The sequence below is a fragment of the Methylococcus mesophilus genome, from assembly GCF_026247885.1.
GTDB classification, from domain to species: Bacteria; Pseudomonadota; Gammaproteobacteria; order Methylococcales; family Methylococcaceae; genus Methylococcus; species Methylococcus mesophilus.
In genome coordinates, this window is the sequence record NZ_CP110921.1 from 2,580,471 (window position 1) to 2,603,858 (window position 23,388).

A 23,388-nucleotide genomic window follows, 5' to 3' on the forward strand; every position below is an offset into this window, starting at 1 on the left:
GCGGGCGTGCCCGCACAACCCCCAAAGCCCCATCGACTCCCTCCAATGACACTGCGCTAATCGAAGCTACCACCGCTGGGCGGATGCCGTGAGGCGATCCGCCATTACGGCCGGGCCAGGATACAGGGATGGCCCTGCCAGTACATCCGCACTTCGGAACCGGGCCGGTCGGCGCGGATTTCGATGTCCCGGCTCATCACGAGGGTGAGATACGGCGCAGCGCAGAGGACAAGAGCAGGACCGATCAAGCTTTCATGCGCTCAGCCCGGCAGCAGCTTGCGGTGAGTCTGGATGGACATGAGGATGCCGAAGCCGGCGAGCAGGGTCACCATGGATGTGCCTCCGTAGCTCACCAGCGGCAGCGGCACACCCACCACCGGCAGGATGCCGACGACCATGCCGGTGTTGACGAAAACATACACGAAAAACGTCAGGGTCAGGGCGCCGCTCAGCAAACGGGTGTAGGCGTCCTGCGCCTGGATCGAAATGTGGACGCAGCGCCCGATGATGAACAGATAGATCGCCAGCAGCCCCAGGCAGCCGATGAGGCCGAACTCCTCCGCCACCACGGCGAAGATGAAATCGGTCGACTTCTCCGGCAGAAACTCCAACTGGGCCTGCGAGCCCTGCAGCCAGCCTTTGCCGTAGAACCCGCCGGAGCCGATGGCGATCTTGGATTGAATGATGTGATAACCGCGGCCCAGGGCATCGGCCTCGGGATTCAGGAACATCAGCACCCGGTCCCGCTGGTAGTCGTGCAGGAAATGCCAGACCACGGGCAGCAGCCCCGCCCCGGCGCCCCCGATTACCAGCAGATAGAGCCACCGGATACCAGCGAGAAATACCACCATTGCACCCGCCGCTCCGACGAGCAATGCGGTCCCGAGGTCAGGCTGTTTGGCGATCAGTCCCGCGGGTATGGCGATGAACACGCCGGCCACGGCGATATGCCGGAACGCCGGGGGAACCGGGCATTCGGACAGGTACCAGGCCACCGTCATCGGCACCGCCAGCTTGAGGATTTCGGACGGCTGGAACCTGACCACGCCGAGGTCGAGCCAGCGCTGTGCGCCCTTGCCGATCTCCCCCATGACCAGCACCGCGGCGAGCAGCAACACCCCCACACCGTACAGCATCGGGCTGTAGAAACGGAAATGGCGCGGATGGATTTGGGCGATGGCGAGCATGACCGACATCGCCAGCAGGAGGCGGATCCCCTGGCGCAACAGCACGTCGAAGCTCTGGGCCGAAGCCGAGTAAAGGATCACGAGGGCCACGCCGGACAGGGTTATCAGGCCGGCGAACAGGGAAATGTCGATGTGGATCCGCTTCATGATGCGTTCGAGGCGGGTCTCTCCGGCACTGAAACCGGCCAGGCCGGAATCGTATCTCATCGCGCACTCCCGTTCAGATAGCGCTCCATCACAGCCCTGGCGACCGGAGCGGCGACGGAGCCGCCGTGGCCCCCGTGCTCGGCGAGCACGGCCACCGCGATACGGGGCTGTTCCGCCGGCGCGAAGGCGATGAACAGAGCATGATCGCGCATCTCCTTGCTCACCTCGGACTCCCGGTATTTCTGGCCCTGGCCGACGGAAAACACCTGCGCCGTCCCGGTCTTGCCGGCGACATGGTAGGAAAGGCCCGCGGCGATACTCTTCGCGGTGCCGCGGGCACTGTGCACGACGTCGATCATCGCCTGAATCACCGTGTCCCAGTGCTCCGGCGCAAAGGCCAGGGTATCTCCACCGGACTCGGCCGCCGCGCCGGCCCCTCCCTGCGCTGCATCCAGCAACCTCGGTATCACCACGCGGCCCCGGTTGGCGAGGATGGCAGTCGCCCGCGCCAGTTGCACCGGCGTCACCCCGACATAACCCTGTCCGATGCCGGTGATGACCGTCTCGCCGGGAAACCAGGGGTCTTTGCTGTGTTTCTTCTTCCAGCCTTTGGAGGGGTAGACGCCAGGCAGTTCGCCAGGAATGTCGATGCCGGTCCGCTTGCCGAAGCCGAAACGCCCCATGAATTCACTCAACTTGTCGATCCCAAGGCTCAGCGCGAGCTTGTAGAAATACACGTCGCAGGACTGGGTGATCGCCGATTTCAGGTCCACCGCGCCGTGGCCGCCCTTGCGCCAGTCGCGGTACTGGTGGGAAGAATTGGGCAACTGGAAATAACCGGGGCAAGACACCCTGCGGTCGGCGGGGAGATCCCCGACTTCGAGGCCCGCCAGCCCCTCGAACGGCTTCACCGTCGATCCCGGCGGATAGACCCCGCGCAGGGCCCGATTGTACAGAGGGCGGTCCGGCGAAGCCTGCAGCCGGCCGTAATCCTCTTTCGGGATGCCGTAGACGAAGGGATTGGGATCGAAGCTCGGCTTGCTGACGAAGGCCAGCACCCGGCCGGTCGCTGGCTCCATCGCCACCACCGCGCCGTTGTATTCGCCCAGGGCGTCGATCGCCGCGCGCTGCAGGCCGATGTCCAGCGAAAGGCGCAGATCGGCCCCCGGCACGGGCGGCACGGTGTTGAGGACGCCGATCGAGCGCCCCTGAACGTTGGTTTCCAGCTCCTGGTGGCCGGTCCTGCCGTGGAGCAGCGTCTCGTAGGTCTTTTCGATCCCGCTCTTGCCGATGTGGTAGGTGCCGCTGTAGAGCGAAGGATCGAGCGTCTTCAGATCGGCCTCGCTGATGCGGCTGACGTAGCCGACGGCGTGTGCCGTGAGCTCTCCGTAAGGGTAGGTGCGGATCATGCGCACGGCGATCTGGACACCTGGGAAGAACGGCTGCTTGACCGCGAACCGCGCGATCTGCTCTTCGTCCAGCCGCATCTTGAGCGGGATGCTCTCGAAGCTCTTGTGCTGCCCCTTGAGCTTACGGAAACGGCGGACCTCCTCGTCGCTCAGCCCGAGCAGGGACTGGAGTTCCGCAAGCGTAGCATCCAGATCGTCGACGCGCTCCGGCACCAGTTCCAGACTGTACGAGGGTACGTTGTCCGCCAGCACCTCGCCGTTGCGGTCGTAGACGATGCCCCGCGTGGGCGGCAGCGGCGCGATCTTGACGCGGTTGTCCTGCGACAGCGTTGCATAATGCTCGTGGCCGACGACCTGCAAATAAACCAGACGCACCACCAGCGCCGCCACCGCCAGCAGGAGCAGGACCACGCTGAAGACGATGCGGGCCTGGAACACCCGGACGTCGTTCTGGAGTCTTCGGACTGCGCGGATGCTCATGGATTCGGTCCTGCTGGCGGAACCATGAACCTATGCCGCGCCGAACCGGCGCCGCAGCCCGTCGAGCACGGCACACACGAAGGGCCAGACCAGACCGCCGGAAAGCGCCGCGAACCAGTAGCCTTCCGGCGCGCTGGCCGCACCCCGGATATGGCGGGTCCATAGGATGAGCAGGAGCCCCAAGCCGAGCAGCAGTACGACGGCCAAAACCTGCTGCACCATCGAATAGATCTGAAAACGCCGGTGAAACCGTATGCCGACATAGATGACCAGACTGTATGCGAGTGCCTGCTGGCCCAGCAGCCGGCCCGTCAGCGCGTCGGCCAGAAGGCCGGTCAGCCAGGCCGTACCGACGCCGACGCGATCGGGAGCCGCCACGGCCCAGTAGACCAGCAGCAACAGAATCCAATCCGGATTCCACGGCGCCCAGCCTTGCGGCAACGGCAGGATACGCATCGCCATCGCGACCGCCAGGCTCGCGAAAATCAGGATGCGGGGGGATGTCCGCCTAGCGGGCCGCATGCTGAGCCGCTGAGCCGGCCGTCGCGGGGGGCGGCCCCTCCCTCACCTTGTCCTGGCTTTGAACGTCGCTGCGGGTCCAGACCAGCAGAACCTCGTGGATGCGGTCCAGTGGGGCGATCGGCTCGGCGGAAACCTTCGCCAGCGAACTGCCGGTGTTGGAAATGTCCACCACCGTCGCCACCGGATAGCCGGCCGGAAACACCCCACCCATGCCGGACGTCACCAGCCGGTCGCCCTCCCGGATGTCGGCACTGCCGCTCAGGTAGGGCAGGATCAGTCGGTCGATACGGCCGGTGCCGACCGCGATGGTCCGCAGCTCGTTGCGCTCAACCTGGACGGGAATGGCGTGGTTGGGATCGGTGATCAGCATCACCTCGGCGCTGACGGGCGATACGCGCAGCACCTGCCCCACCACGCCGCGGGCATCGAACACCGGCTGGCCGACGTGGACGCCGATGTTCGAACCCTTGTTGGCCAGCACCAAGTGCTCGTAGGGCACCAGGTTGATGGACAGCAGCTCGGCGATCAGGAAATGCTCGCCGATCTTGATCGACGCCCCCAGCAGCGCCCGCAGGCGGATGTTTTCCTGCTCCAGCGCGGAGAACTTAGCCAGCCTGGCTTCCAGGCGGATGCGCTCCTCCTTGAGCCTCTGGTTTTCTTCCAGAATTCCGGCGTAGCCGGACACATTTTCCCGGAGCCACTCGGCGAAGCGAACCGGCGCGCTGACGAACTGCTGCAAAGGATAGACCGCAGCGCCCAGCCCGCTGTGGAGCGCGCCGATCGTTCCGCGGCGGTCGGCCGCAAGCAGGACCAGGGAGGCGATGGCGAAAACCAGCAGCCGGAAGTTCTGGGCCGGCTTCTTGGTGAATGCAAGTTTGATGGCGTGCCCCTCTCGTCGCACCGCTGATGGGGAACGAAATTATTCGAGGAAGAAGGGGGTACCGCCTTTCTGGTCCAGCAACTCCAGCACCTTGCCGCCGCCGCGGGCGACGCAAGTCAGCGGGTCCTCGGCCACCACCACCGGCAGGCCGGTCTCCTCGGCGATGAGCCGGTCGATGTCCTTCAACAAGGCGCCGCCTCCGGTCAGGACGATGCCGCGCTCCGCCACGTCGGCACCCAGCTCCGGCGGGGTCTGCTCGAGCGCCTGCTTGACCGCCTCCACCACCCCCGCGAGCGGCTCCTGCAAGGCTTCGAGGATCTCGTTGCTGTTCAGGGTGAAGCTGCGCGGGATGCCTTCCGCCAGGTTCCGCCCCATCACCGCGATTTCCTTGACTTCGCTGCCAGGATACGCCGAACCGATCTCGTGCTTGATGCGCTCGGCGGTGGCCTCGCCGATCAGGGTCCCGAAATTGCGGCGAACGTAGTTCATGATCGCCTCGTCCAGCCGGTCGCCGCCGATGCGGACCGAAGCCGCGTACACCACGCCGTTGAGCGAGATGATGGCGACTTCCGAGGTGCCGCCGCCGATGTCGATCACCATCGAGCCGCGGGCCTCGCTCACCGGCAGACCCGCGCCGACCGCGGCGGCGATCGGCTCCTCGATCAGGTAGACCTCGCGTGCGCCGGCGCCCTCGGCGGAATCCTTGATCGCCTTGCGTTCCACCTGGGTCGAGCCGCAGGGCACGCAGATCAGGACCCTGGGGCTCGGCCGCAGCAGCCGGTTCGGATGAACCTTGTGGATGAAATACTGGAGCATCTTTTCCGTCAGGGTGAAGTCGGCGATGACGCCGTCCTTCATCGGACGGATGGCGGTGATATTGCCCGGCGTGCGGCCGAGCATGGACTTGGCCGCGGATCCCACGGCGGCGATGGACTTGGCCCCCCGGTTCTTGTCCTCCCGGATGGCCACCACCGAGGGCTCGTTCAGGACGATGCCCTGCCCCCTGATGTAAATCAGGGTGTTGGCCGTGCCCAGATCAATCGAGAGATCGTTCGAGAAATAACCGCGCAGACGCTTAAACATCGGGAACCGGCCTGGCAAAAAAACATACTCTAGCAACGGGCTGGGGGGGCCAGCAAGACATGGGGTATGATATGAGTGGTAACGCCCATCAACAGGATACTTTACATGTCGCTCAGCGCAGCAGAAGTCAACAAGATCGCGTGGCTGGCACGCCTCGCCATCGACGACGATAAGACCGAAGCCTATGCCCGCGACCTGTCGCAGATTCTCGGCTTCGTCGAACAACTCGGCAGCGTCGACACCAGCCGGGTCGCGCCGATGGCGCACCCCCTGGACGAGGCCCAGCGCCTGCGTCCCGACAACGTCACCGAGAACGACCAGCGCGCCTTGTTCCAGGCGCATGCGCCCTTGGTCGAGGCCGGACTCTACCTGGTGCCCAAGGTCATCGAATAAATCGGTTCCGCCGTCTCCCCTTATCAAAATTCGCACATTTCGGAGCCCCACCGCATGCATCGCAAGACCATCGCCGAACTGGCCACCGGTCTCGAACGGAAAGAATTCAGCAGCGTCGAGCTGACGCAAGCCCACCTCGCGCGCATCGAGCGGCTCGACCCCTCGCTCAACAGCTTCATCACGGCCACCCCGGAAATCGCTCTGGCCCAGGCCAGTGCCGCCGATGAGCGCCTCGCCAAAGGCGAAGCCGGCCCCCTGACGGGCATCCCCATCGCCCAGAAGGACATCTTCTGCACGAAAGGCGTGCGCACCAGCTGCGGCTCCAGGATGTTGGACAATTTCGTCTCGCCCTACGACGCCTGCGTGGTCGAGCGCTTCAACGCCGCCGGCGCGGTCATGCTCGGCAAGCTGAACATGGACGAATTCGCCATGGGCTCATCCAACGAGACCAGCTACTACGGCCCGGTGAAGAATCCCTGGAACACGTCGACCGTCCCCGGCGGCTCCTCCGGCGGCTCGGCTGCCTCCGTTGCGGCACGGCTGACGCCGGGCGCGACCGGCACCGACACCGGCGGCTCGATCCGCCAACCCGCGGCCTTCTGCGGCATCACCGGCATCAAGCCGACCTACGGCCGGGTGTCGCGCTGGGGCATGATCGCCTTCGCTTCCAGCCTGGATCAGGCCGGCCCGATGGCCCGCACCGCCGAGGATTGCGCCATCATGTTGCAGGCCATGGCCGGCTTCGACGAGCGCGATTCGACCTGCGTCGACCGCCCGGTACCGGACTACCGCGCCGCCTTGGGCAACAGCCTGGAAGGCCTGCGCATCGGCTTGCCCAAGGAGTTTTTCGGCGAAGGCCTCGATCCCGCCATCGCCGCCCTGATCCAGGGTGCGGTGGAGGAGTACAAAAAGCTGGGCGCCACCGTCAAGGAAGTCTCGCTGCCCAACATGCATCTGTCGGCTCCGGCCTACTACGTGGTCGCCCCGGCGGAATGCTCGTCCAACCTGGCCCGCTTCGATGGGGTCCGCTTCGGTCACCGCTGCGAAAATCCCGCCGATCTGGCGGATCTGTACACCCGCTCGCGCGGCGAAGGCTTCGGCGCCGAAGTCAAGCGCCGCATCCTGATCGGCACCTATGCGCTGTCGGCCGGCTATTACGACGCCTACTACCTCAAGGCCCAGAAGATCCGCCGCCTGATCAGCGAAGACTTCCGCCGTGCCTTCGAGGAAGTGGACGTCATCATGGGGCCGACCGCGCCTTCGGTCGCGTTCGAGTTCGGCGCCAAGAGCGCAGACCCGATCGCCATGTATTTGTCGGACATCTACACCATCGCCGTGAATCTGGCCGGCCTGCCCGGCATGTCGATCCCGGTGGGCTTCTCCAACGGCCTGCCCGTCGGCATGCAGATCATCGGCGGCTATTTCAGCGAGGATCGGCTGCTGAACGTCGCCCACCGCTACCAGCAGGCCACAGACTGGCATACGCGCGCCCCGGCCGGCATCGCCGATTAACCTAAAGCTTCAGGTGTAACCGAACATGGAATGGGAAACCGTCATCGGGCTGGAAATCCACGCCCAGCTCGCCACCCGCTCGAAGATCTTCTCCGGCGCCGCCACCGCCTACGGTGCCGAACCGAACACCCAGGCCTGCGCCGTCGATCTCGGCCTGCCCGGCGTGCTGCCGGTGCTCAACCGCGAGGCCGTGCGCATGGCGGTCAAGTTCGGCCTGGCCATCGGCGCCGAAATCGCGCCGGTGTCGGTGTTCGCCCGCAAGAATTACTTCTATCCCGATCTTCCCAAGGGCTACCAGATCAGCCAGTACGACCTGCCCGTGGTCGCGCGCGGCCAGCTCGGCATCAACATCGACGGAAAAGCGCTGACCATCGGCATCACCCGCGCCCACCTGGAGGAAGACGCCGGCAAATCACTGCACGAGGACTTCCACGGCTACACCGGCATCGACCTGAACCGGGCCGGCACGCCACTGCTGGAAATCGTCTCCGAACCGGACCTGCGCTCGGCCAAGGAAGCCGTGGCCTACATGAAGAAGCTGCACGCCCTGGTGCGCTATCTGGAAATCTGCGACGGCAACATGCAGGAAGGCTCGTTCCGCTGCGACGCCAACGTCTCGATCCGGCCCAAAGGCCAGGAGAAATTCGGCACCCGCGCCGAGATCAAGAACCTCAACTCGTTCCGCTTCGTGGAAAAGGCGATCAACTACGAGATCGAACGCCAGATCGAGATTCTGGAGAGCGGCGGCCAGGTAATCCAGGAAACCCGTCTGTACGACTCCGCCAAGGACGAAACCCGCTCCATGCGCAGCAAGGAGGAAGCCAACGACTACCGCTACTTCCCCGATCCGGACCTGCTGCCGCTGGAAATCAGTACCGGCTTCATCGAGGAGGTCAAGGCCACGCTGCCGGAGCTGCCGGACGCCAAGCGTGACCGTTTCAAGGCGCAATACGGCCTGAGCGACTACGATGCCGAGGTGCTGACCGCGACCCGCGAAATGGCCGATTTCTACGAAACGGTGGTGCGTGAAGCCGCCTGCGATCCCAAGCTGTGCGCCAACTGGGTCATGGTCGAGCTGTCCAGCCTGGTCAACAAGGAGGGCCTGGAAGTCACCGAATCGAAGATCGACGCCGCGGGGCTGGCCGGCCTCATCCGCCGCATCGCCGACGACACCATCTCCGGCAAGATCGCCAAGCAGGTACTGGAAGCGATGTGGACCGAAGGCGGCAGCGCCGACGACATCATCGAGCAACAGGGGCTCAAGCAGATCACCGACACCGGCGCCATCGAAGCAATCATCGATGAGATCATCGCCGCCAACCCCGACCAGTTCGCCCAGTACCGCGCCGGCAAGGACAAACTGTTCGGCTTCTTCGTCGGCCAGGCCATGAAAGCGACCCAGGGCAAGGCCAACCCGGCCCAGCTCAACGAGTTGCTCAAGAGGAAACTGCAGTAAACCCGCGGTCCCCGACGGCATTCGCCGGACCGCAAATCGCGGGAGCTTTTCGCTCCCGCTTCATTGTCTCCCCTTGCACCACTTCGTAAGCGGCGCGTCCGGCGGGGGCCACATCTCACCGCGACGAGGCCAGCCCCGCGGACGCAGTTCTGCCCTAGTGTCTAATCGCAGAAATTGCAGCAACACATTCAATCCTAACCGATTGATGTGTAAAAATTCTTTCCGACAAAGGCTTCTGCAATCAAGCACCAGCCATACGCCGTGTCACCCCTGCTACGGCCCCTCCACCGCAACCCAAGGCGACCGAACGCCGTAACGGGTACCCGTGGGAATATGGATCACCGTGCCTCCGCATTGCACTTGAAACGCTTCCGTAGGGACGGCGTCGATCAGCTCTCCAAGTTCTTGCCGCGTGCGGTACGGCTGTTCAGCCCCATCCGTATGTTGACCCAGCGCCCCTGAACGGTTTTGAGCCAAGTCAGCAACCACCCATGAATAGCCGTCCACAGCGACCCAGTCCGGGTTGTTTTCGGCGATATGGCAGACTTCGAGATCGCCATCGGGCTGGTAGGTCAGTGTGACCTCTTTGACCGAGTCGGGCAGAGCGACGCTTGGCGCTACCGAATCCGGCCTAGGCACGAGGTCGTTTAGGAAGCGGTCGAGATCGTCGCCGCAACGCACCGGCAGCCCTACGTAATTGAACCTAGGCCGGTCCTGCCCGCTGTCGGTCATCGATTTGCCGCACTTCAGTTTGGAAATATCGAGTACTGGCCAGCGCGGCAGCGACACAGGCCTAGGTTTAGGGTTGTCTAGTTCCCAAAACGTAGGCGACGAAGAAATGTCAGGTCCTTCACAACCAGAAGAAGTTTTCGAAAAAATCAAGTGGAACGGCTTAAGGTAAGGAAGGTGTTGCCTGTAGCCATTGTTAAGGTCTTCCAAAATGGAAGCGGAGTTTTGTTGCACATAATTTGAACGCCACCGCATAATATTCTGAACTTCCTGTTCGGAACAAACCATGCCCTTTAGCTGTTTGCCTGGGAGTTGATCATTCCCTATCCCACTGGCGATGAAGCAATTCATCTGGACGCTATTTGGGCCGGGCCTGCAATTGCCGCTCACAAATCCAGCGTGTCCGCGCAGACCAGCCCACTTCACAGGAAACGTGTTTCCCATCCAGAATGGCCTATCGGTAATGTGCTGGAAACCGGCCTTTTCATGCATAAGCATCGGCAGATCCCTTCTCTCATCGTCCTTCATCACGAATAAAAACTCCAGCGCCAGAAATTGCCAGGACTGGGGGTCGGCGACCCAGGGGTAAGTGAAGAACTCTTTAGTCCTATCCGGGTTAGTCGGCGATGGGAGCGGGTCTGCAAAGCCACCTCTAGTATCGCCGTAGGCGTCCACGTCGCGCACCCATAGCCACTGTTTATTGGCCCATGGCTTATTATCCGGCGGACGCTTCCCCCAATCCCTCAGCCCCAGCGACAATACAATCTCATCGGAGGAATAAGGCGCGCCGGCACGCTCGATCTGCGCCACCATGTTTTTGTAAGTTCGACTGGTCAGGTTCGTCGCATCGTCACAGTGGATTTTTGCCGCTGCCCAGACCGCCGAATCCGGATCACCGGAGCCGGCCTTCTCACGCACGGTCGCGCAATATCCCACCGTGTCGCCGGGCGAATATTCGATCTTGCCCTTGCTGATTTGGTTCTGGGCATACCAAACATCGATGTCCTGCAACATTTCAAGCGCCATGCCCTGATAGCTCAGAGCATACCCCAGGATTTCATAGATGCTTTGGTAATAGCCGCGGTCGTCGAAGGGTGTTTCGGACCTCTCTTTCCATTGTTCGTAGCTTTTCACCATGCACTTTTCGAGCGGGCCGGTTGTATTCGACAAGGACGGAATCAGGGACTCCTGGATTGAGTTGAGGGCTTGCCTAAGATCCTTCTCGTAATTGTCGATGAAGCGTTGAACGTTCGGAGTGATGTCGGGGACTACCGTTTCAGGCTTGTCGGCGCGGGCCGCATAAGCCTTGAGCACGCTTTGGCTCAGATCGAGGAGTTTGGCGTATTCCTGCTGGGCGGTTTGTACCTTCACGCCGGTATTTCTCAGCTCCTGCAAGCTGATGGAGCAGGCCGTGTCAGTCAGCTCTCTTTCGATTCTTTTCAATGCGGTGTCGATATTTTTCAACTCGGCTTCGATGCGCGCGACGGCCACTTTCAGCTCCTGGAGATCCGCTTCGACCCGCTTCAGCGCCTCGGCGACCGGGTCCGGCGGTTTCGGCAGAAAAGACTGCAGCGCCGAAAGGACCAGCCCGGCAGCCAAAAGCGGTATCTGAACCTTGATGGCCTTGGCTTCCGCCTTGGCTTCCGCCTTGTCCCATTTCTGATCCGTGCCTTTGCCGTAGCCGACCAGACCGGTGCCGAGATAGGCGGCGATCTGCGTCAGAAACGCGAAGGGGAAGCTTTGCGTGCTCACCGTCGAGAACGGTCCGAACGCACCCACGGCGTTGGGCTGGCTGCCCCAGCAGTTCATGCGGCCGTCCAGTCGCACGCCGCACGCCTGATCGCCGCCGACGGCCAAGGCCTTGAAGTATTCGCCGGCTGGCACCTCGAGCTGGCCACTGTCGCTGCGCCCCCAGCACGCTACGCTGCCGTCGAAGCGCAGTCCGCAGGTATGGAATTTTCCGGCCGCGATGTCCTTGAAGGTGCCTTCAGGCGCGGCGATCTGGCCGTAGGCGTCATTGCCCCAACAGACCGCGCTGCCGTCGTCGCGGAGCGCGCAGGCGTGAATTTCACCGGTCGCCACGGCTTTGAAGCGGCCCTGCGGCGGCACATAATCCGTGAACGACCGCTCGCCCCAGCACATGATCCGGCCGCCGGTATCGACGGCGCAAGTGTGCTGGCCTCCGGCACTGAGCGATTGGAATCGCCCTTCGGGAGCCTCGACTTGGCCATAGGCCGAGGCTCCCCAGCACTTGACTCTGCCGTCGTTGCGGAGCGCGCAGGTATGGGCATCGCCGGCGGCGATTTCCTTGAACTCGCCGTGAGACAGCTTTTTCGGCCGGGTAGTCTCGGCGCCCCAGCACTTGAGCGTACCGTTATTCCGGATGGCGCAGCTATGATCCAAGCCGACGGAAACGGCGAATTAACGGCCTTTGGGCGGGCTCGCCGCACCGAATACATTTTCGCCCCAGCAGACCAGCCGGCCGTCTGCCTTGATTGCACAACTGTGCGTGCTGCCTACGCCGACGGCATGTACGGGGTCCGTTGGATTGCCTGCCGAATCGGACTTGCCGTAACCGGCCGCCATCGGGGCGGCGCTCTCCAGCGACTTCGACGCCGCCAGCGGTGAGATGACTGCCGACAGAGCGGGTCCGGCTTGGCCCGATGAAATTCCCAGAAAGACTGTAAAACAGACCCAAAAGGCACTCAGGCCCGCGGAAATCAATGCCTTCATATATTTTTCCGGATCGAAATAAAGGAGGCAGGACCGGTTCAAGCGCCGTGAACCCGCCTCGGTTCCTCAAAACAGCGGCATTGCTCCCGCATCGCATCGATGACGCATTTCCTCCACTGCCTTCCTCAACAAAACGCACCGATCTCACAGAGTCCGGGCCGCGGTGAGCGAATTCAAGAACGCTATTGCTTGTCGACAAAAATGTGATGTGCAAAGCATTTACGTCGAGGCCAGCGCTAAGCCAGAGCGAATAAACAAAAGAGCCGGCCAACTTTCTCCAGGGCAGCTTCGTTGAGTCGGGCACGCCGGTCTGACGCGGATCGCTTCTCCTTATTGAGGGTCGGGCAACACCGGCATTTGCGCCAGTGTGCCTTGGCGTATGAACCGCGCTGCAAGAATTGAAACCGGCACCAATCCATTTATGTGGGTAATACGTTGATTCTGCGCGCCCGGCTTCGCTTGCGCGCCGCTCGGAACGATGGAATCGATACCGAGCCATCCCACCCGATCGGAGCCGAGCCCCCGCTTTCGCATGGCCCGAATAAGGTTTTCCGAATTGCCCTGGGTAAAAAATGCCGGACCTCCCGTATAGTTTTCAGGTACCGGGTATGCCGATCCGGCAAACGGCACGATCTCGTCCTGTAGAATTCCGACAGCATATACTTGAGCCTGGGGCGCCCAATCAATGTTGTCGTTGTCGAACCACAGCTTGAGAGCAGGATTGCCAAGGTCCCTATCGGTAATCGCTTCGACCAGGCTGGGATTCAACAGGACCTTTGGGTTGGCATTTACAACGGGGTATCCCAGCCTGGTGGCAGCACCGCTCAGCGCGGCCAACGCGGAGTTCAATTTCTGATTTGGCATAGGAATGGCGTTTCGCTGGCTCCACTTCACCAACACCGGCCGGAGCAGACTACCGGGATCTGAGCCGGTAATTTCCCATGTTGCCTGAGCGGTAAACGTCAGCAGAACGGGCTTGGCAGCCCGTGTAGTCGAATTTTTGGGCTGCTTGACGATCAGAGACTGGGCCGTTGCCCCGGTCATATCGTAATTTCCGGCCATCGGCACGATCAGAGTGGGATGCAGGTCGGCCGCCTGCTCCTCTTCGAGCGCCCTCGCCAGCCAGAGAGCGTTCCCGCCCCCTTCGCTGTAACCGGTAACGTAGAGCCGGGAGTCCGGCGGCGCGCCCGTCAACTGGAAGACCAATTCACGGGCGGCTGTGACGATGTCGATGCCGGCCCGGACGTTGTACTTCCCGAAAGGGTAGGGATGAGGATCTTGATTCACCCCGTAGCCAAGATAGTCCGGCAGTGCAACCACACGCTCCTCTCCGGCAAAGGCCGTCAACATGCTGCAGGCCTCCGGCGAGGGCAGGCTGGCTGCGCCCGTATCGGACGCGAGTTTGGTCGCGTGCATGTACACCACCAATCCGTCGGAAGCCGGTTTCGCCGGAACGGACACCAGGCCGCTGAGGATCGTAGCCTCGCCGTCATTCCGGGTCGAGCGGTATTGGATACGGTAGATGTCCGCTCCATCGAGCGCCGGGCCGTAATCCCCCAGCGCCGAACCGTCGGGGAGGGTAAGGGCCTGATACGGAGCCGCCGCATCCTGTCGAGCCCGTTGTATCGCGTCGCGCGTGACCCGGCCGACCAACTGGCTGTTGATGAGCGACGTCCCGCCGGTAGCCTGCTGTAGCGGCGCCTGACCCACTCCAGCAAGTGCGGCCTCACCGGTATAGGGCGTACAGACATCGCGCTTTAACACCGGCTCGGGATTACCCAACACCCCGGAAGACGCTCCGGCTTCTACTCCCCCCCCAAGAATACCCAACAGACCCAGCATGATTATCGGGCCGGTATTTACGCTATGATATTTCATTCTGAATACCCCCTATATGGATGCAGAAATTAGCAGCTAATGTGGTGACCGCCGGATCGAAGAGCCAAAGCAGCGCGAGCGGCTGAGTGATTCCCACTCCTAATCAAGCGAGCCATCGCCACTCCCAAAGATCCGTCATTGTGGCGGCCACGGCTTAACATTGTTGTTCGTGTCGCCCCATTGGCTGGAAGATGCGCAGACATTACTCATGCCAGGGAGAGGCTGAGCACAGCAGGAGGGAGTAACGGCACGGTGTAGGGCTGCTTCTCGCCTACCGTAATCAAGCATCGTTCCCTGATCCTGCTTTCTCCGCCGTAACAGACGCAATAAGACAAGTTTGGATGCCTTTCCCAGACCACGGCGGGGCTTCCGATATGACACATTGATCCGAAATTGTGAACTGAGCACCGGAGTTGTCAGGATTCTGAAAAGGGCGCAACCTGCGGACCGCTCTTTGCCAAAGCCCAATACCAATTGTTCACCTGTATACCGATCCCAGGAAGGGATGAATAATCCCCAAAAATAGAGATCGAATTGCCGCCCGGCTGGATCGCTTGCTGACCGCCAGCGGAAGTGAAAATACTGGCCGTGTTACCATTCGCGCAGGGAGAAGTCTGGCTCACGTTGTTCTTAATCGCGATCCTTTTCGGAAACGTATCAAGCAGACCCAAGGAAGGCAACGGATGGGCATCTGGACAAAAGGTGACGACATAACCCGTACCTGCCGAACAAGCAGGCTGTTTTCGGTCGGTAGGCGTTTTATACGCGTCAGGGCAGGAAGCCTCCGTGCAAATGAGGTCAGTGCCGCCCTGAGGAAAAGCACACGCGCCGCTGTCGCTCACTTCAACCCTTACCGGAACATTATAGAAAATATTGGCTGTTTCATTCACGCAGGTATCAGGATCAATACCCTGCTTACACAAATCAGGCGGCGAGTAGGGTCCGCTCCCATAATTCGTACTGAGGTCGAAATAATCCTGCTTGGTTGGCGTGTTCGGAGTGATCTCGAAGGTCGTACCAAACGTCTTGTCGTAATTCATTTGGGAGCCACAGCAGGGAGTGGATGAAGCGCTGTTACACTGTTTGGCTGCCGCATTAGTGGGTTGACAATAAGCCGCATACACAGGGTTGTTGTCCCACATGTACCCCATGCGCTGACCCGGAACTTGTATATCCGCCCAGTTCTCGCATTTTATCTGGGCACATTGCGCATCCGTGGTGACTGGGGCCGCCATGAACGTGTTGGGTGCGTTTTGCGCTAAATCGCCACCCGCCCCAGTCGAATAAAATTTACTGCCGTAGGGGTCCAGCACCGATCCATTAATTCCCCCGCTGGTGGGAGACATGATTTTTAGGGGTTTGTCACAATTGTTATATAGTATGAGCTTTCCAGAAACCGGGTCGGGTGATTTGCCAGAAACGGCAGCCCTTAACGCATCGATTTCATGGATCATACCCTGCTCCAAGGGCGGCTCCGGACCGACGGTCAAGTCCTTATGCTCGATGCATAAGTCGCCACTCAGTTTCTTTACCGAATTGATCCGCCGATCATAAATGTCATCGCATTTTTGTTGAGCTGCTTTGTTTGCTGTCAGATCCTGGCCTTTTACCAAGGCAGCCTCAGCCTTCAGACGACAGGCCAAATAATCGCTTGCATATCGGTAAATCTTCGCTTGGCAATTCGTTGCACTGGAAGGCGCCCCCTGTGCTGCGGTCGTCACCAGCGGAATGCACAAGATCGCGCGGCGTAAGGCGGTCATGCCTATGCCGGGGATATTTTTCATGGTCCATTCCTTTTTCTAAATCTTTTATGACAATGAGAAATATATGCTCACAATCATTAACGCTCAGCGATTGTCTCAGAACACGAAACGCCAAGCTACCGTCCGTTCGACAAGGTGCTTACCCGCAGGTTCCACGTTGAAATATTTGTCGGCAAGCCGCAGCGGCCTGAGATGCCGCGATGGGCATGCTCGACGCGGAATCGTCTTCGGATTGGCCGCGCGGAAGACCCGCCCCGCTTGCCGGCTGAGCTTTCCACACAAGTGCCCAGCCGGCTACGCTAGGTGAACCAGCCACTCCCTGCTGCGACGGATGAAACACCGAGGACCCTCACCATGAAACGCAAGCCCCCCGCGACACGGAAATCCCACCCGTCGGCGCACTGGCACCTGCTGGAGCCGTGGCAGACCACCGCCTGGCTCAAAGTCGATCCGCGGACGGGGCTGTCGCAACGGGAAGCCGAGCAGCGGCTCGCCGAACTGGGTCCGAATCTCATCGCCGAACAGCGGCTGCGCGGCCCGCTGGCGATGCTGCTGGGCCAGTTCGCGGATTTCATGATCGTGGTCTTGATCCTGGCCGGCGTCGTCTCCGGCCTGGTCGGTGAGATCGCCGATACCGTGACCATCATGGTGATAGTCGTCCTCAATGCAGCCATCGGCTTCGCCCAGGAATACCGCGCCGAGCGCGCCATCGCCGCGCTGAAAAGCATGGCGGCGCCCACGGCGCGGGTCGTGCGGGACGGGCAGCATCACGACCTGCCGGCCCACGAGCTGGTTCCCGGCGACCTGGTGCTGCTGGAAGCCGGCAACATCGTGCCGGCCGACATCCGCCTGCTGGATACCGCGCAGTTTCGAGTGGAAGAGGCCGCCCTCACCGGCGAGTCCCAACCGGTCGGGAAGTCCACCGAAGCGATACGGAATCCGGATGCCTCGCTCGGCGACCGCAGCAACATGGCCTACAAGGGCACGATCGTCACCTACGGCCGGGGCCTGGGCAGCGTGATTGCCACCGGCATGGAAACGGAACTCGGCAAAATCGCCCAGCTCCTGCGCGAGGAGAAGGAAAGCCGCACGCCCCTGCAGAACCGGCTGGCCCAGCTCGGCAAGCGGCTGGCCCTGCTGGTGCTGGCGATCTGCGCCATCATCTTCGTGGTCGGCCTGCTGCGCGGCGAACAGCCGGTACTGATGCTCCTCACCGCCGTCAGCCTAGCGGTCGCCGCCATTCCGGAAGCCCTGCCTGCCGTCGCGACCGTCTCCCTGGCGCTGGGCGCGCGCAAGATGATCCGCCAGCACGTGCTGATCCGCCGCCTCCCGGCGGTCGAGACCCTGGGTTCGGTCACTTATATCTGCTCGGACAAAACCGGCACCCTCACCCAGAACCGCATGCGGGCAGAAGCGTTCTATGCCGATGGCCGCGCAGGCCCCGAATTGCCGGAAGCCATGCTGCGGGCCATGGCGCTGAACAACGATGTCCGGCTCGACAAGGACGGGCGTGTCCTGGGTGATCCCACCGAAACCGCGCTGTACGAAGCCGCCGCCTCCGCCGGGCATCACGGCGTACAGATCGCCGCGTCGTCTCCGCGCACTGCGGAGATTCCCTTCGATTCCGAGCGCAAGCTGATGACGACGCTCCATCGCGAAGGCGAAGGACTGATCGCCTATACCAAGGGCGCGCCGGAAAAGCTTTTGCGGCAATGCCTGACGGAATGGAGTGCCGAAGGTCCCCGTCCCATCCGGATCGACGATTTGGGGGAAATAGCCGAACGGATGGCCGCGGACGGACTGCGGGTCCTGGCTCTGGCTTTCCGGGAGTGGCCGGAACCGCCGGCGGATCTGCATTCCGAAACCGTCGAAACCGGGCTGTGCTTCCTCGGCTTCGTCGGGCTCATGGACCCGCCGCGGCCCGAAGCCGCGGAAGCGGTGGCCCTGTGCAAAACGGCGGGGATCAAGCCGGTCATGATCACCGGCGACCACCCGGCGACCGCACGCACCATCGCCCGCCGCCTCGGCATCGCCGACGAGGGCGACTCGGTCCTGACCGGCGAGGAACTGGCCCGGCTGAGTCTGGCGGAATTCGAGAGGCAGGTGGAGGAAATCCGGGTCTACGCCCGCGTCGCCCCGGAGCAGAAGATCAAGATCGTCCGGGCCCTGCAGGACAAGGGAGAGTTCGTGGCGATGACCGGGGATGGGGTGAACGACGCGCCCGCCTTGAAATGCGCCAACATCGGGGTCGCCATGGGCAAGATCGGCACCGACGTGGCGCGGGAAGCCTCGCACATGATCCTCCTGGATGACAACTTCGCCTCCATCGTCGCCGCCGTCCGGGAGGGGCGCCGCATCTTCGACAACATACGCAAGTTCATCAAATACACGATGACGAGCAATTCGGCGGAGATATGGACGCTGTTCCTCGCGCCGTTCCTCATGCTCCCCATTCCACTGCTCCCCATCCACATCCTATGGATCAATCTGGTCACCGACGGCCTGCCGGGCCTGGCCCTTGCGGCCGAGCCCCAGGAACGCGGCATCATGCAGCGCCCCCCGCGGCCGCCGCAGGAAAGCATCTTCGCGCATGGCATGTGGCAGCACATTCTCTGGATCGGGCTGCTGATGGGGGGCGTCTCCCTGCTGTCGCAGGCCTGGGCCTACCATACCGGTTCGGCTCGCTGGCAAAGCATGGTGTTCACCGTGCTCACCCTGTCGCAGATGGGGCATGTCCTTGCCATCCGGTCGGAGCGGGAGTCGTTCTTCGCACAGGCGTTCTTCTCGAACAAGCCCTTGCTCGGCGCCGTGCTGCTCACGTTCCTGCTGCAGATGGCGGTGCTCTATATTCCGGCCTTACAGCCCATCTTCAGGACACAGGCGCTGGAACCGCACGAACTGGTGGTCTGTCTCGTCCTGTCCACCGTGGTGTTCTGGGCGGTGGAACTGGAGAAATGGATGCGTCGGCGCGGCTGGATTTACCGGGAAAATACAGCGTGACCGCTCATTCGGAGGCCAGCAGGAGCTCGACTTCGCTCAACGCCGACGCCGGCCCGATCCGGAAACCCCGCAATTCCAGCACCCCCTTGGTATTCAGCGAGACAATGAGGTGCAGCGCTTCCGGATAGGCGGCGAATTCCAGATCGACCGAGGAGGGGACGGCCGCGGCCATGGGGTGCGAATGGAAAATCGCGAACAGCTCTTCCCCCCGCTCCCGCATCGTGCGCATGGCATCGATTTGCCCCTTCGAGTCGAGCAGGAAGCGGCATTCGGGGCGGTCGGCGACGTTGGGCACCGGATAACAGCGCATTCTTCCCCGCGCGGCAGCACCGATCAGGCCGCAGACCTCGATCCCAGGCGATGCCTGGGCCAAATGGAGGATCTGGTTGACCAGATGCCTGGGGAGCGCGCATTGCTCGTGGGTCACTGATGATGTCTCCTAGTAGAAGGGGGTCAGTACGACTTGGCTGAAGGAGCCGTCCGCATATGCGCTTCGATGACACCGAAGCCGCCGGGGCGGTCGCAGACCGCCTGCATCACACGTATCCGCCGGGTCTCCCCCTTGTAAGTCAGGCAGCATCCGCCCGAATTCGCCGACAGGGCAACATCATAAATTCCGGCGCTCAACCCCAGGAAAGGCAATTCCACCAGAACGCGCCCTCGCCCTCCGGCCAGGGATAGCCGGCGTTCCCCCGGCGCCACGGTGGCGGCCGCGAGCAGGCCCGCCGTGTTCCAGAACTCGAGCCGCAGCTCGACCCCCTCGAAATTCCGCTCCGCCCGGTATTCCAGTTCGAATGCAAGCGGCTGGCCGGGGACGGCCTGGATGGGCTCGGCCCCCGGACCGGTAAATTCCAGCCCGGCCGAGAAATCTTGAGGCCTGACCGGCAGCGCGCCCAGCGACTTCAGATCGCGATTGAAGTAGCCAACGGCCTCGTAGTATTTCCCGAACACCGCTTCCGGACGGCCCTCGGCCACGGTCTGGCCGTCGAACAGCAGCAGGCAGCGGTCGGCCACCTGGAGCACGTTCATCTCGGAATGGGAAACGAACACCAGCGCGCTGCCTTCTCGCTTCAGGGAATTGAGCCTCTCCAGGCAGCGCAGCTGGAACGCGACGTCACCCACCGCCAGCACTTCATCGATGAGCAGGACGTCGATCGGCATGCAGGTGGCGATAGCAAACTCCAGCCGGGCGTACATGCCGTCGGAGTAATGCTTGACCGGCCGCTCCAGCGCCGCCTCCAGGTCCGCGAAGGCGACGATTTCGTCCAGTCTGGCGTCGGTGTCGCGCTTGGACAGCCCCAGCTCGGCGCACTTGAGATAGACGTTTTCGCGCCCGGTGTACATCGGCTGGAGCCCGCTGCCCAAGCGGATCAGCGATTTCACCGCGCCGTGCAGCGCGATCCGCCCCGCATCCGGACGGTATTCGCGGCCAAGCATCCGCAGCAAGGTGCTTTTGCCGGCGCCGTTGGGGCCGATCAGGCCTAGGCATTCGCCCGCCCCAACTTTTAGGGACACGTCCCGCACCGCCCAGAATTCGCCGGCACGCAAGCCCGACGCCGGCCGGCGCCCGATCAGACGACGCCCCAGATCCTGCGCGGAATGCCACAAAGAATGTCCCAGGGCGCGGGAGAACTTCTTGCTGACCCGGTCGGCCAGGATACGGGGAAAACTCACGGTCGGGACGAAAGATGTCGGTTAGAATGCGCGGCTGCGCCGTTTTCAACTTAAACCAGGCCCGGCCACAGGTAAAGCCTTGACATCGCCCTCATCGATCCTGCTCTACTGCCGCCGCGGCTTCGAAAAGGAATGCGCAGCCGAAATCCAGGCCCAAGCCCTGGCTGCGGGGATTTCCGGCTATGTCAGGGCGAAGGAGAACTCGGCCTATGTGGTCTTCGTGGCGCACGAGCCCGATGTCCTGGCGACGCAGGCCGCCAGGCTGCGGTTCGACGCGCTGGTCTTCGCCCGCCAGCGGATCTTCGCGATCGGCCCCTTGTCCGGCATCCCGGTCGACGACCGGATCACCCCGCTCATCGGTACCGCGGCCGGTTTGCAACGCCGATATTCGTTGTTCTGGCTGGAAACCGCGGACACCAACGAGGCCAAGGAACTGGCCGCATTCACCCGCAAGTTCGAGCGTCCGTTCGCAGCCGCGGCAGCCGAAACCGGCCTGCTGAGCGGCGGACCGCATGCCCCACGCCTGCACGTATTCTTTCTGACGTCGACCGCCGCCTACGTCGGCTACACGCTGCCGGACGATTCGGCCCCCTGGCCCGGCGGTATCCCCCGCCTCAAGTTTCCCCGCTCCGCACCGAGCCGATCCACACTCAAGCTCGAAGAAGCCTTCCTGGTATTCGTCGACCAGCCCGAAACCATGCTGCGCCCTGGCATGAGCGCCGTCGACCTGGGCGCTGCCCCCGGCGGCTGGACCTGGCAACTGGTGCGGCGCCATATCCGTACCACTGCCATCGACAACGGCAACCTGGATCCAGCGCTGCTGGAATCCGGCCTGGTGACCCACTTGCGGGCCGACGGCTTCCGCTACCACCCTGCCAAGCCGGTCGACTGGCTGGTCTGCGACATGGTGGAGCAGCCCTCGCGCATCGCCCGGCTGGTGGCCGACTGGGCCGACGATGGCGCATTCCGTTACGCCGTATTCAATCTAAAATTGCCGATGAACAAGCGCTACGAAGAAGTCAGGCGCTGCCGCGAGCTGATCGAGGAACGGCTGGCCGCACAAGGGGTGTCCTACCGCCTGAGATTCCGCCAGCTCTACCACGACCGGGAAGAAGTCACCGGATTTCTCGATCTGTCGTAGCATTGCCCCTCTCCCCGAGGGCAACGCTGTTGAGTCGAGAAGAACTCGTCGTTCCGGCATGGATTGCCGGAACCCAGAAGCCAAGGAAGGCGACAGGTGCACACGTCCATGCGACCAGGGCTCGTGCCGGTATGACGAGCGATGCGAGATTCATTTCTTAACGCTTAGTAACCTAACGGCATCGTCCCCTAGAAGGGGCGATCATCTGACAAGAATTCAAACGTTCGCACAGCCACCGAGAACCGCCGATGCCTTGCACCGCTGCCTTTACGTTGATCGAGCTCATGGTCGGAATCGCGGTGGCAGCCATACTCATCACCGTGGGCATTCCCGGCTTCCGCGACCTGATTTTGGACAACCGCATGGCGGCCCAGATCAATTCGCTGGTAGCCGACTTGAGTTACGCCCGCAGCGAGGCCGTGAAGCGCAATAGCGCGGTCACTGTATGCAAGCGGAATATCAACGGCACTGCCTGCGACGATTCGAGAAGCTGGACGGACGGATGGATCGTCCTGGCTGGCACGACAGTACTGCGGGTTCATGAATCCGTGTCATCGGGCATGGCTATGAACCTCAAATATACGGGGAGCAACAAAGTTGTGTATGACGGTAAAGGCTTCCTGAACGGCGTGAACAATGGCACCTTCATCTTCTGTGACGGCCGGGGTTACACCAAAGCCCGAGGTCTGGTGCTGGCAATGACGGGACGCCTGAGGACCACCCGCGACGACGACGGCGATGACATCCAGGAGAAAGGCAGTGATCGCACCAATATTTCCCAAGACGACTGCAGCTAACGCGGACGCCTGCTGCCCTCTCCGCTCGTGTAAAGGCTTCACCCTCATCGAAGTGCTCATCAGCGTTTTCGTCTTCGCGGTGGCGCTGCTGGGGCTCGCCGCCCTGCAGATCACCGCCCGCAAAACCGCGTTCGAATCCGCCCAGCGCAGTCTGGCCGCAGCCATCGCCCAGGACGTGCTGGAGCGGATGCGGCTGAATACCGAAGCCCTGGCCAGCTACACCGCGACCATCAACGCGAACACCACGTTCAGCGACTCGCTCGACTGCACGGGGCCGGCCAACCTCGCGGCCTGTGACCGCCGCGACTTCCAGCGCAGTCTGCTGGGCTCCACCGAAACGACCGGCACCGGCGCGAACACCTCCAAGGTGGGTGGGTTGGCCAACCCCACGCTGTGTGTGACCAGCAGCAACGCCGGTGGCTCCGGCCGGTACACCGTCACCATCGTCTGGCGCGGGCGGGACCAGTCCCTGCCGGAACCCGGTTCGGAAAACGAGTCCGATACCTGCGGCAACGGCCAATATGGGACCAACAACGAATACCGCCGGATCTTCCGGCTCAGTACCTATATCTGCCGGGAAGGCATCAGCGGAGGGTGCATCTGA

General features: G+C 62.4%; 19 protein-coding genes and 1 pseudogene. 7 read left to right on the forward strand and 13 right to left on the reverse strand.

Translation table 11 applies throughout. The features are described from left to right. Positions 1-104: 104 nt before the first annotated feature. Genes OOT43_RS12260 through OOT43_RS12285 form a run of 6 tightly spaced genes read right to left on the reverse strand, consistent with a single transcriptional unit; the run spans position 105 to position 5,708 of the window. Positions 105-248 (reverse strand): hypothetical protein, encoded by a 144-nt coding sequence (locus tag OOT43_RS12260; RefSeq protein WP_266020872.1) that lies wholly within the window; start codon positions 246-248, stop codon positions 105-107. Between the two features lie 12 nt (positions 249-260). Further along, on the reverse strand, positions 261-1,394 hold the full coding sequence (gene rodA / locus OOT43_RS12265; protein WP_266020873.1) for a rod shape-determining protein RodA: 1,134 nt from the start codon (positions 1,392-1,394) through the stop codon (positions 261-263). Beyond that, entirely contained in the window at positions 1,391-3,223 is a 1,833-nt protein-coding gene (gene mrdA, locus OOT43_RS12270; RefSeq protein ID WP_266020874.1) for a penicillin-binding protein 2, read from the reverse strand. The genes rodA and mrdA overlap by 4 nt, the downstream gene beginning before the upstream one ends. Before the next feature lie 30 nt (positions 3,224-3,253). Beyond that, positions 3,254-3,745: a rod shape-determining protein MreD gene (gene mreD, locus OOT43_RS12275; protein WP_266020875.1), complete on the reverse strand. Its 492-nt coding sequence runs from the start codon at positions 3,743-3,745 to the stop codon at positions 3,254-3,256. Further along, on the reverse strand, positions 3,732-4,646 hold the full coding sequence (gene mreC, locus OOT43_RS12280) for a rod shape-determining protein MreC (protein WP_266020876.1): 915 nt from the start codon (positions 4,644-4,646) through the stop codon (positions 3,732-3,734). The genes mreD and mreC overlap by 14 nt, the downstream gene beginning before the upstream one ends. An 18-nt stretch (positions 4,647-4,664) precedes the next feature. Further along, on the reverse strand, positions 4,665-5,708 hold the full coding sequence (locus tag OOT43_RS12285) for a rod shape-determining protein (RefSeq protein ID WP_218808227.1): 1,044 nt from the start codon (positions 5,706-5,708) through the stop codon (positions 4,665-4,667). A 105-nt stretch (positions 5,709-5,813) separates the two neighbouring features. On the opposite strand from OOT43_RS12285, the gene gatC reads away from it, so the two are divergent. Genes gatC through gatB form a run of 3 tightly spaced genes read left to right on the forward strand, consistent with a single transcriptional unit; the run spans position 5,814 to position 9,069 of the window. After that, entirely contained in the window at positions 5,814-6,101 is a 288-nt protein-coding gene (gatC, locus tag OOT43_RS12290) for an Asp-tRNA(Asn)/Glu-tRNA(Gln) amidotransferase subunit GatC (RefSeq protein WP_266020877.1), read from the forward strand. A 54-nt stretch (positions 6,102-6,155) separates the two neighbouring features. After that, on the forward strand, positions 6,156-7,613 hold the full coding sequence (gene gatA, locus OOT43_RS12295) for an Asp-tRNA(Asn)/Glu-tRNA(Gln) amidotransferase subunit GatA (RefSeq protein WP_266020878.1): 1,458 nt from the start codon (positions 6,156-6,158) through the stop codon (positions 7,611-7,613). A 25-nt stretch (positions 7,614-7,638) separates the two neighbouring features. After that, complete coding sequence (gene gatB / locus OOT43_RS12300) at positions 7,639-9,069, forward strand: Asp-tRNA(Asn)/Glu-tRNA(Gln) amidotransferase subunit GatB (RefSeq protein WP_266020879.1); 1,431 nt, start codon at positions 7,639-7,641, stop codon at positions 9,067-9,069. A 273-nt stretch (positions 9,070-9,342) separates the two neighbouring features. Here the strand turns inward: gatB and OOT43_RS12305 are convergent, their stop codons facing one another. The 5 genes and pseudogenes from OOT43_RS12305 to OOT43_RS12320 all read right to left on the reverse strand — a co-directional run bounded on the left by OOT43_RS12305 (position 9,343) and on the right by OOT43_RS12320 (position 16,193). Next, entirely contained in the window at positions 9,343-11,940 is a 2,598-nt protein-coding gene (locus OOT43_RS12305) for an RCC1 domain-containing protein (RefSeq protein ID WP_394358056.1), read from the reverse strand. Continuing rightward, positions 11,935-12,210: pseudogene (locus OOT43_RS20600) on the reverse strand (hypothetical protein); the annotation flags it as partial. The gene OOT43_RS12305 and the pseudogene OOT43_RS20600, both read right to left, overlap by 6 nt. Before the next feature lie 9 nt (positions 12,211-12,219). After that, complete coding sequence (locus OOT43_RS12310; RefSeq protein ID WP_266020881.1) at positions 12,220-12,531, reverse strand: RCC1-like domain-containing protein; 312 nt, start codon at positions 12,529-12,531, stop codon at positions 12,220-12,222. A 330-nt stretch (positions 12,532-12,861) separates the two neighbouring features. Further along, positions 12,862-14,409 carry an alpha/beta hydrolase family protein gene (locus OOT43_RS12315; RefSeq protein WP_266020882.1) on the reverse strand — a complete coding sequence of 516 codons (1,548 nt, stop codon included), beginning with the start codon at positions 14,407-14,409 and terminating at the stop codon, positions 12,862-12,864. Positions 14,410-14,825: 416 nt separating this feature from the next. Further along, entirely contained in the window at positions 14,826-16,193 is a 1,368-nt protein-coding gene (locus OOT43_RS12320; protein WP_266020883.1) for a glycoside hydrolase 64/thaumatin family protein, read from the reverse strand. A 333-nt stretch (positions 16,194-16,526) separates the two neighbouring features. Between OOT43_RS12320 and OOT43_RS12325 the strand changes: the two genes are divergently transcribed. After that, on the forward strand, positions 16,527-19,172 hold the full coding sequence (locus tag OOT43_RS12325) for a cation-translocating P-type ATPase (protein WP_266020884.1): 2,646 nt from the start codon (positions 16,527-16,529) through the stop codon (positions 19,170-19,172). Between the two features lie 4 nt (positions 19,173-19,176). Here the strand turns inward: OOT43_RS12325 and OOT43_RS12330 are convergent, their stop codons facing one another. Continuing rightward, positions 19,177-19,599 carry a M67 family metallopeptidase gene (locus OOT43_RS12330; RefSeq protein WP_266020885.1) on the reverse strand — a complete coding sequence of 141 codons (423 nt, stop codon included), beginning with the start codon at positions 19,597-19,599 and terminating at the stop codon, positions 19,177-19,179. A 26-nt stretch (positions 19,600-19,625) separates the two neighbouring features. Next, positions 19,626-20,846: an ABC transporter ATP-binding protein gene (locus OOT43_RS12335; protein WP_266020886.1), complete on the reverse strand. Its 1,221-nt coding sequence runs from the start codon at positions 20,844-20,846 to the stop codon at positions 19,626-19,628. Positions 20,847-20,925: 79 nt separating this feature from the next. On the opposite strand from OOT43_RS12335, the gene rlmM reads away from it, so the two are divergent. The 3 genes from rlmM (at position 20,926) to pilV (ending at position 23,388) form a co-directional block, all read left to right on the forward strand. Further along, positions 20,926-21,987 (forward strand): 23S rRNA (cytidine(2498)-2'-O)-methyltransferase RlmM, encoded by a 1,062-nt coding sequence (gene rlmM, locus OOT43_RS12340; protein WP_266020887.1) that lies wholly within the window; start codon positions 20,926-20,928, stop codon positions 21,985-21,987. A 248-nt stretch (positions 21,988-22,235) separates the two neighbouring features. Further along, positions 22,236-22,784, forward strand: coding sequence for a GspH/FimT family pseudopilin (locus OOT43_RS12345; RefSeq protein WP_266020888.1), 549 nt, complete (start codon positions 22,236-22,238; stop codon positions 22,782-22,784). Next, a complete protein-coding gene (pilV, locus tag OOT43_RS12350; RefSeq protein WP_266020889.1) occupies positions 22,747-23,388 on the forward strand; it encodes a type IV pilus modification protein PilV in 642 nt (213 codons plus the stop codon). The genes OOT43_RS12345 and pilV overlap by 38 nt, the downstream gene beginning before the upstream one ends.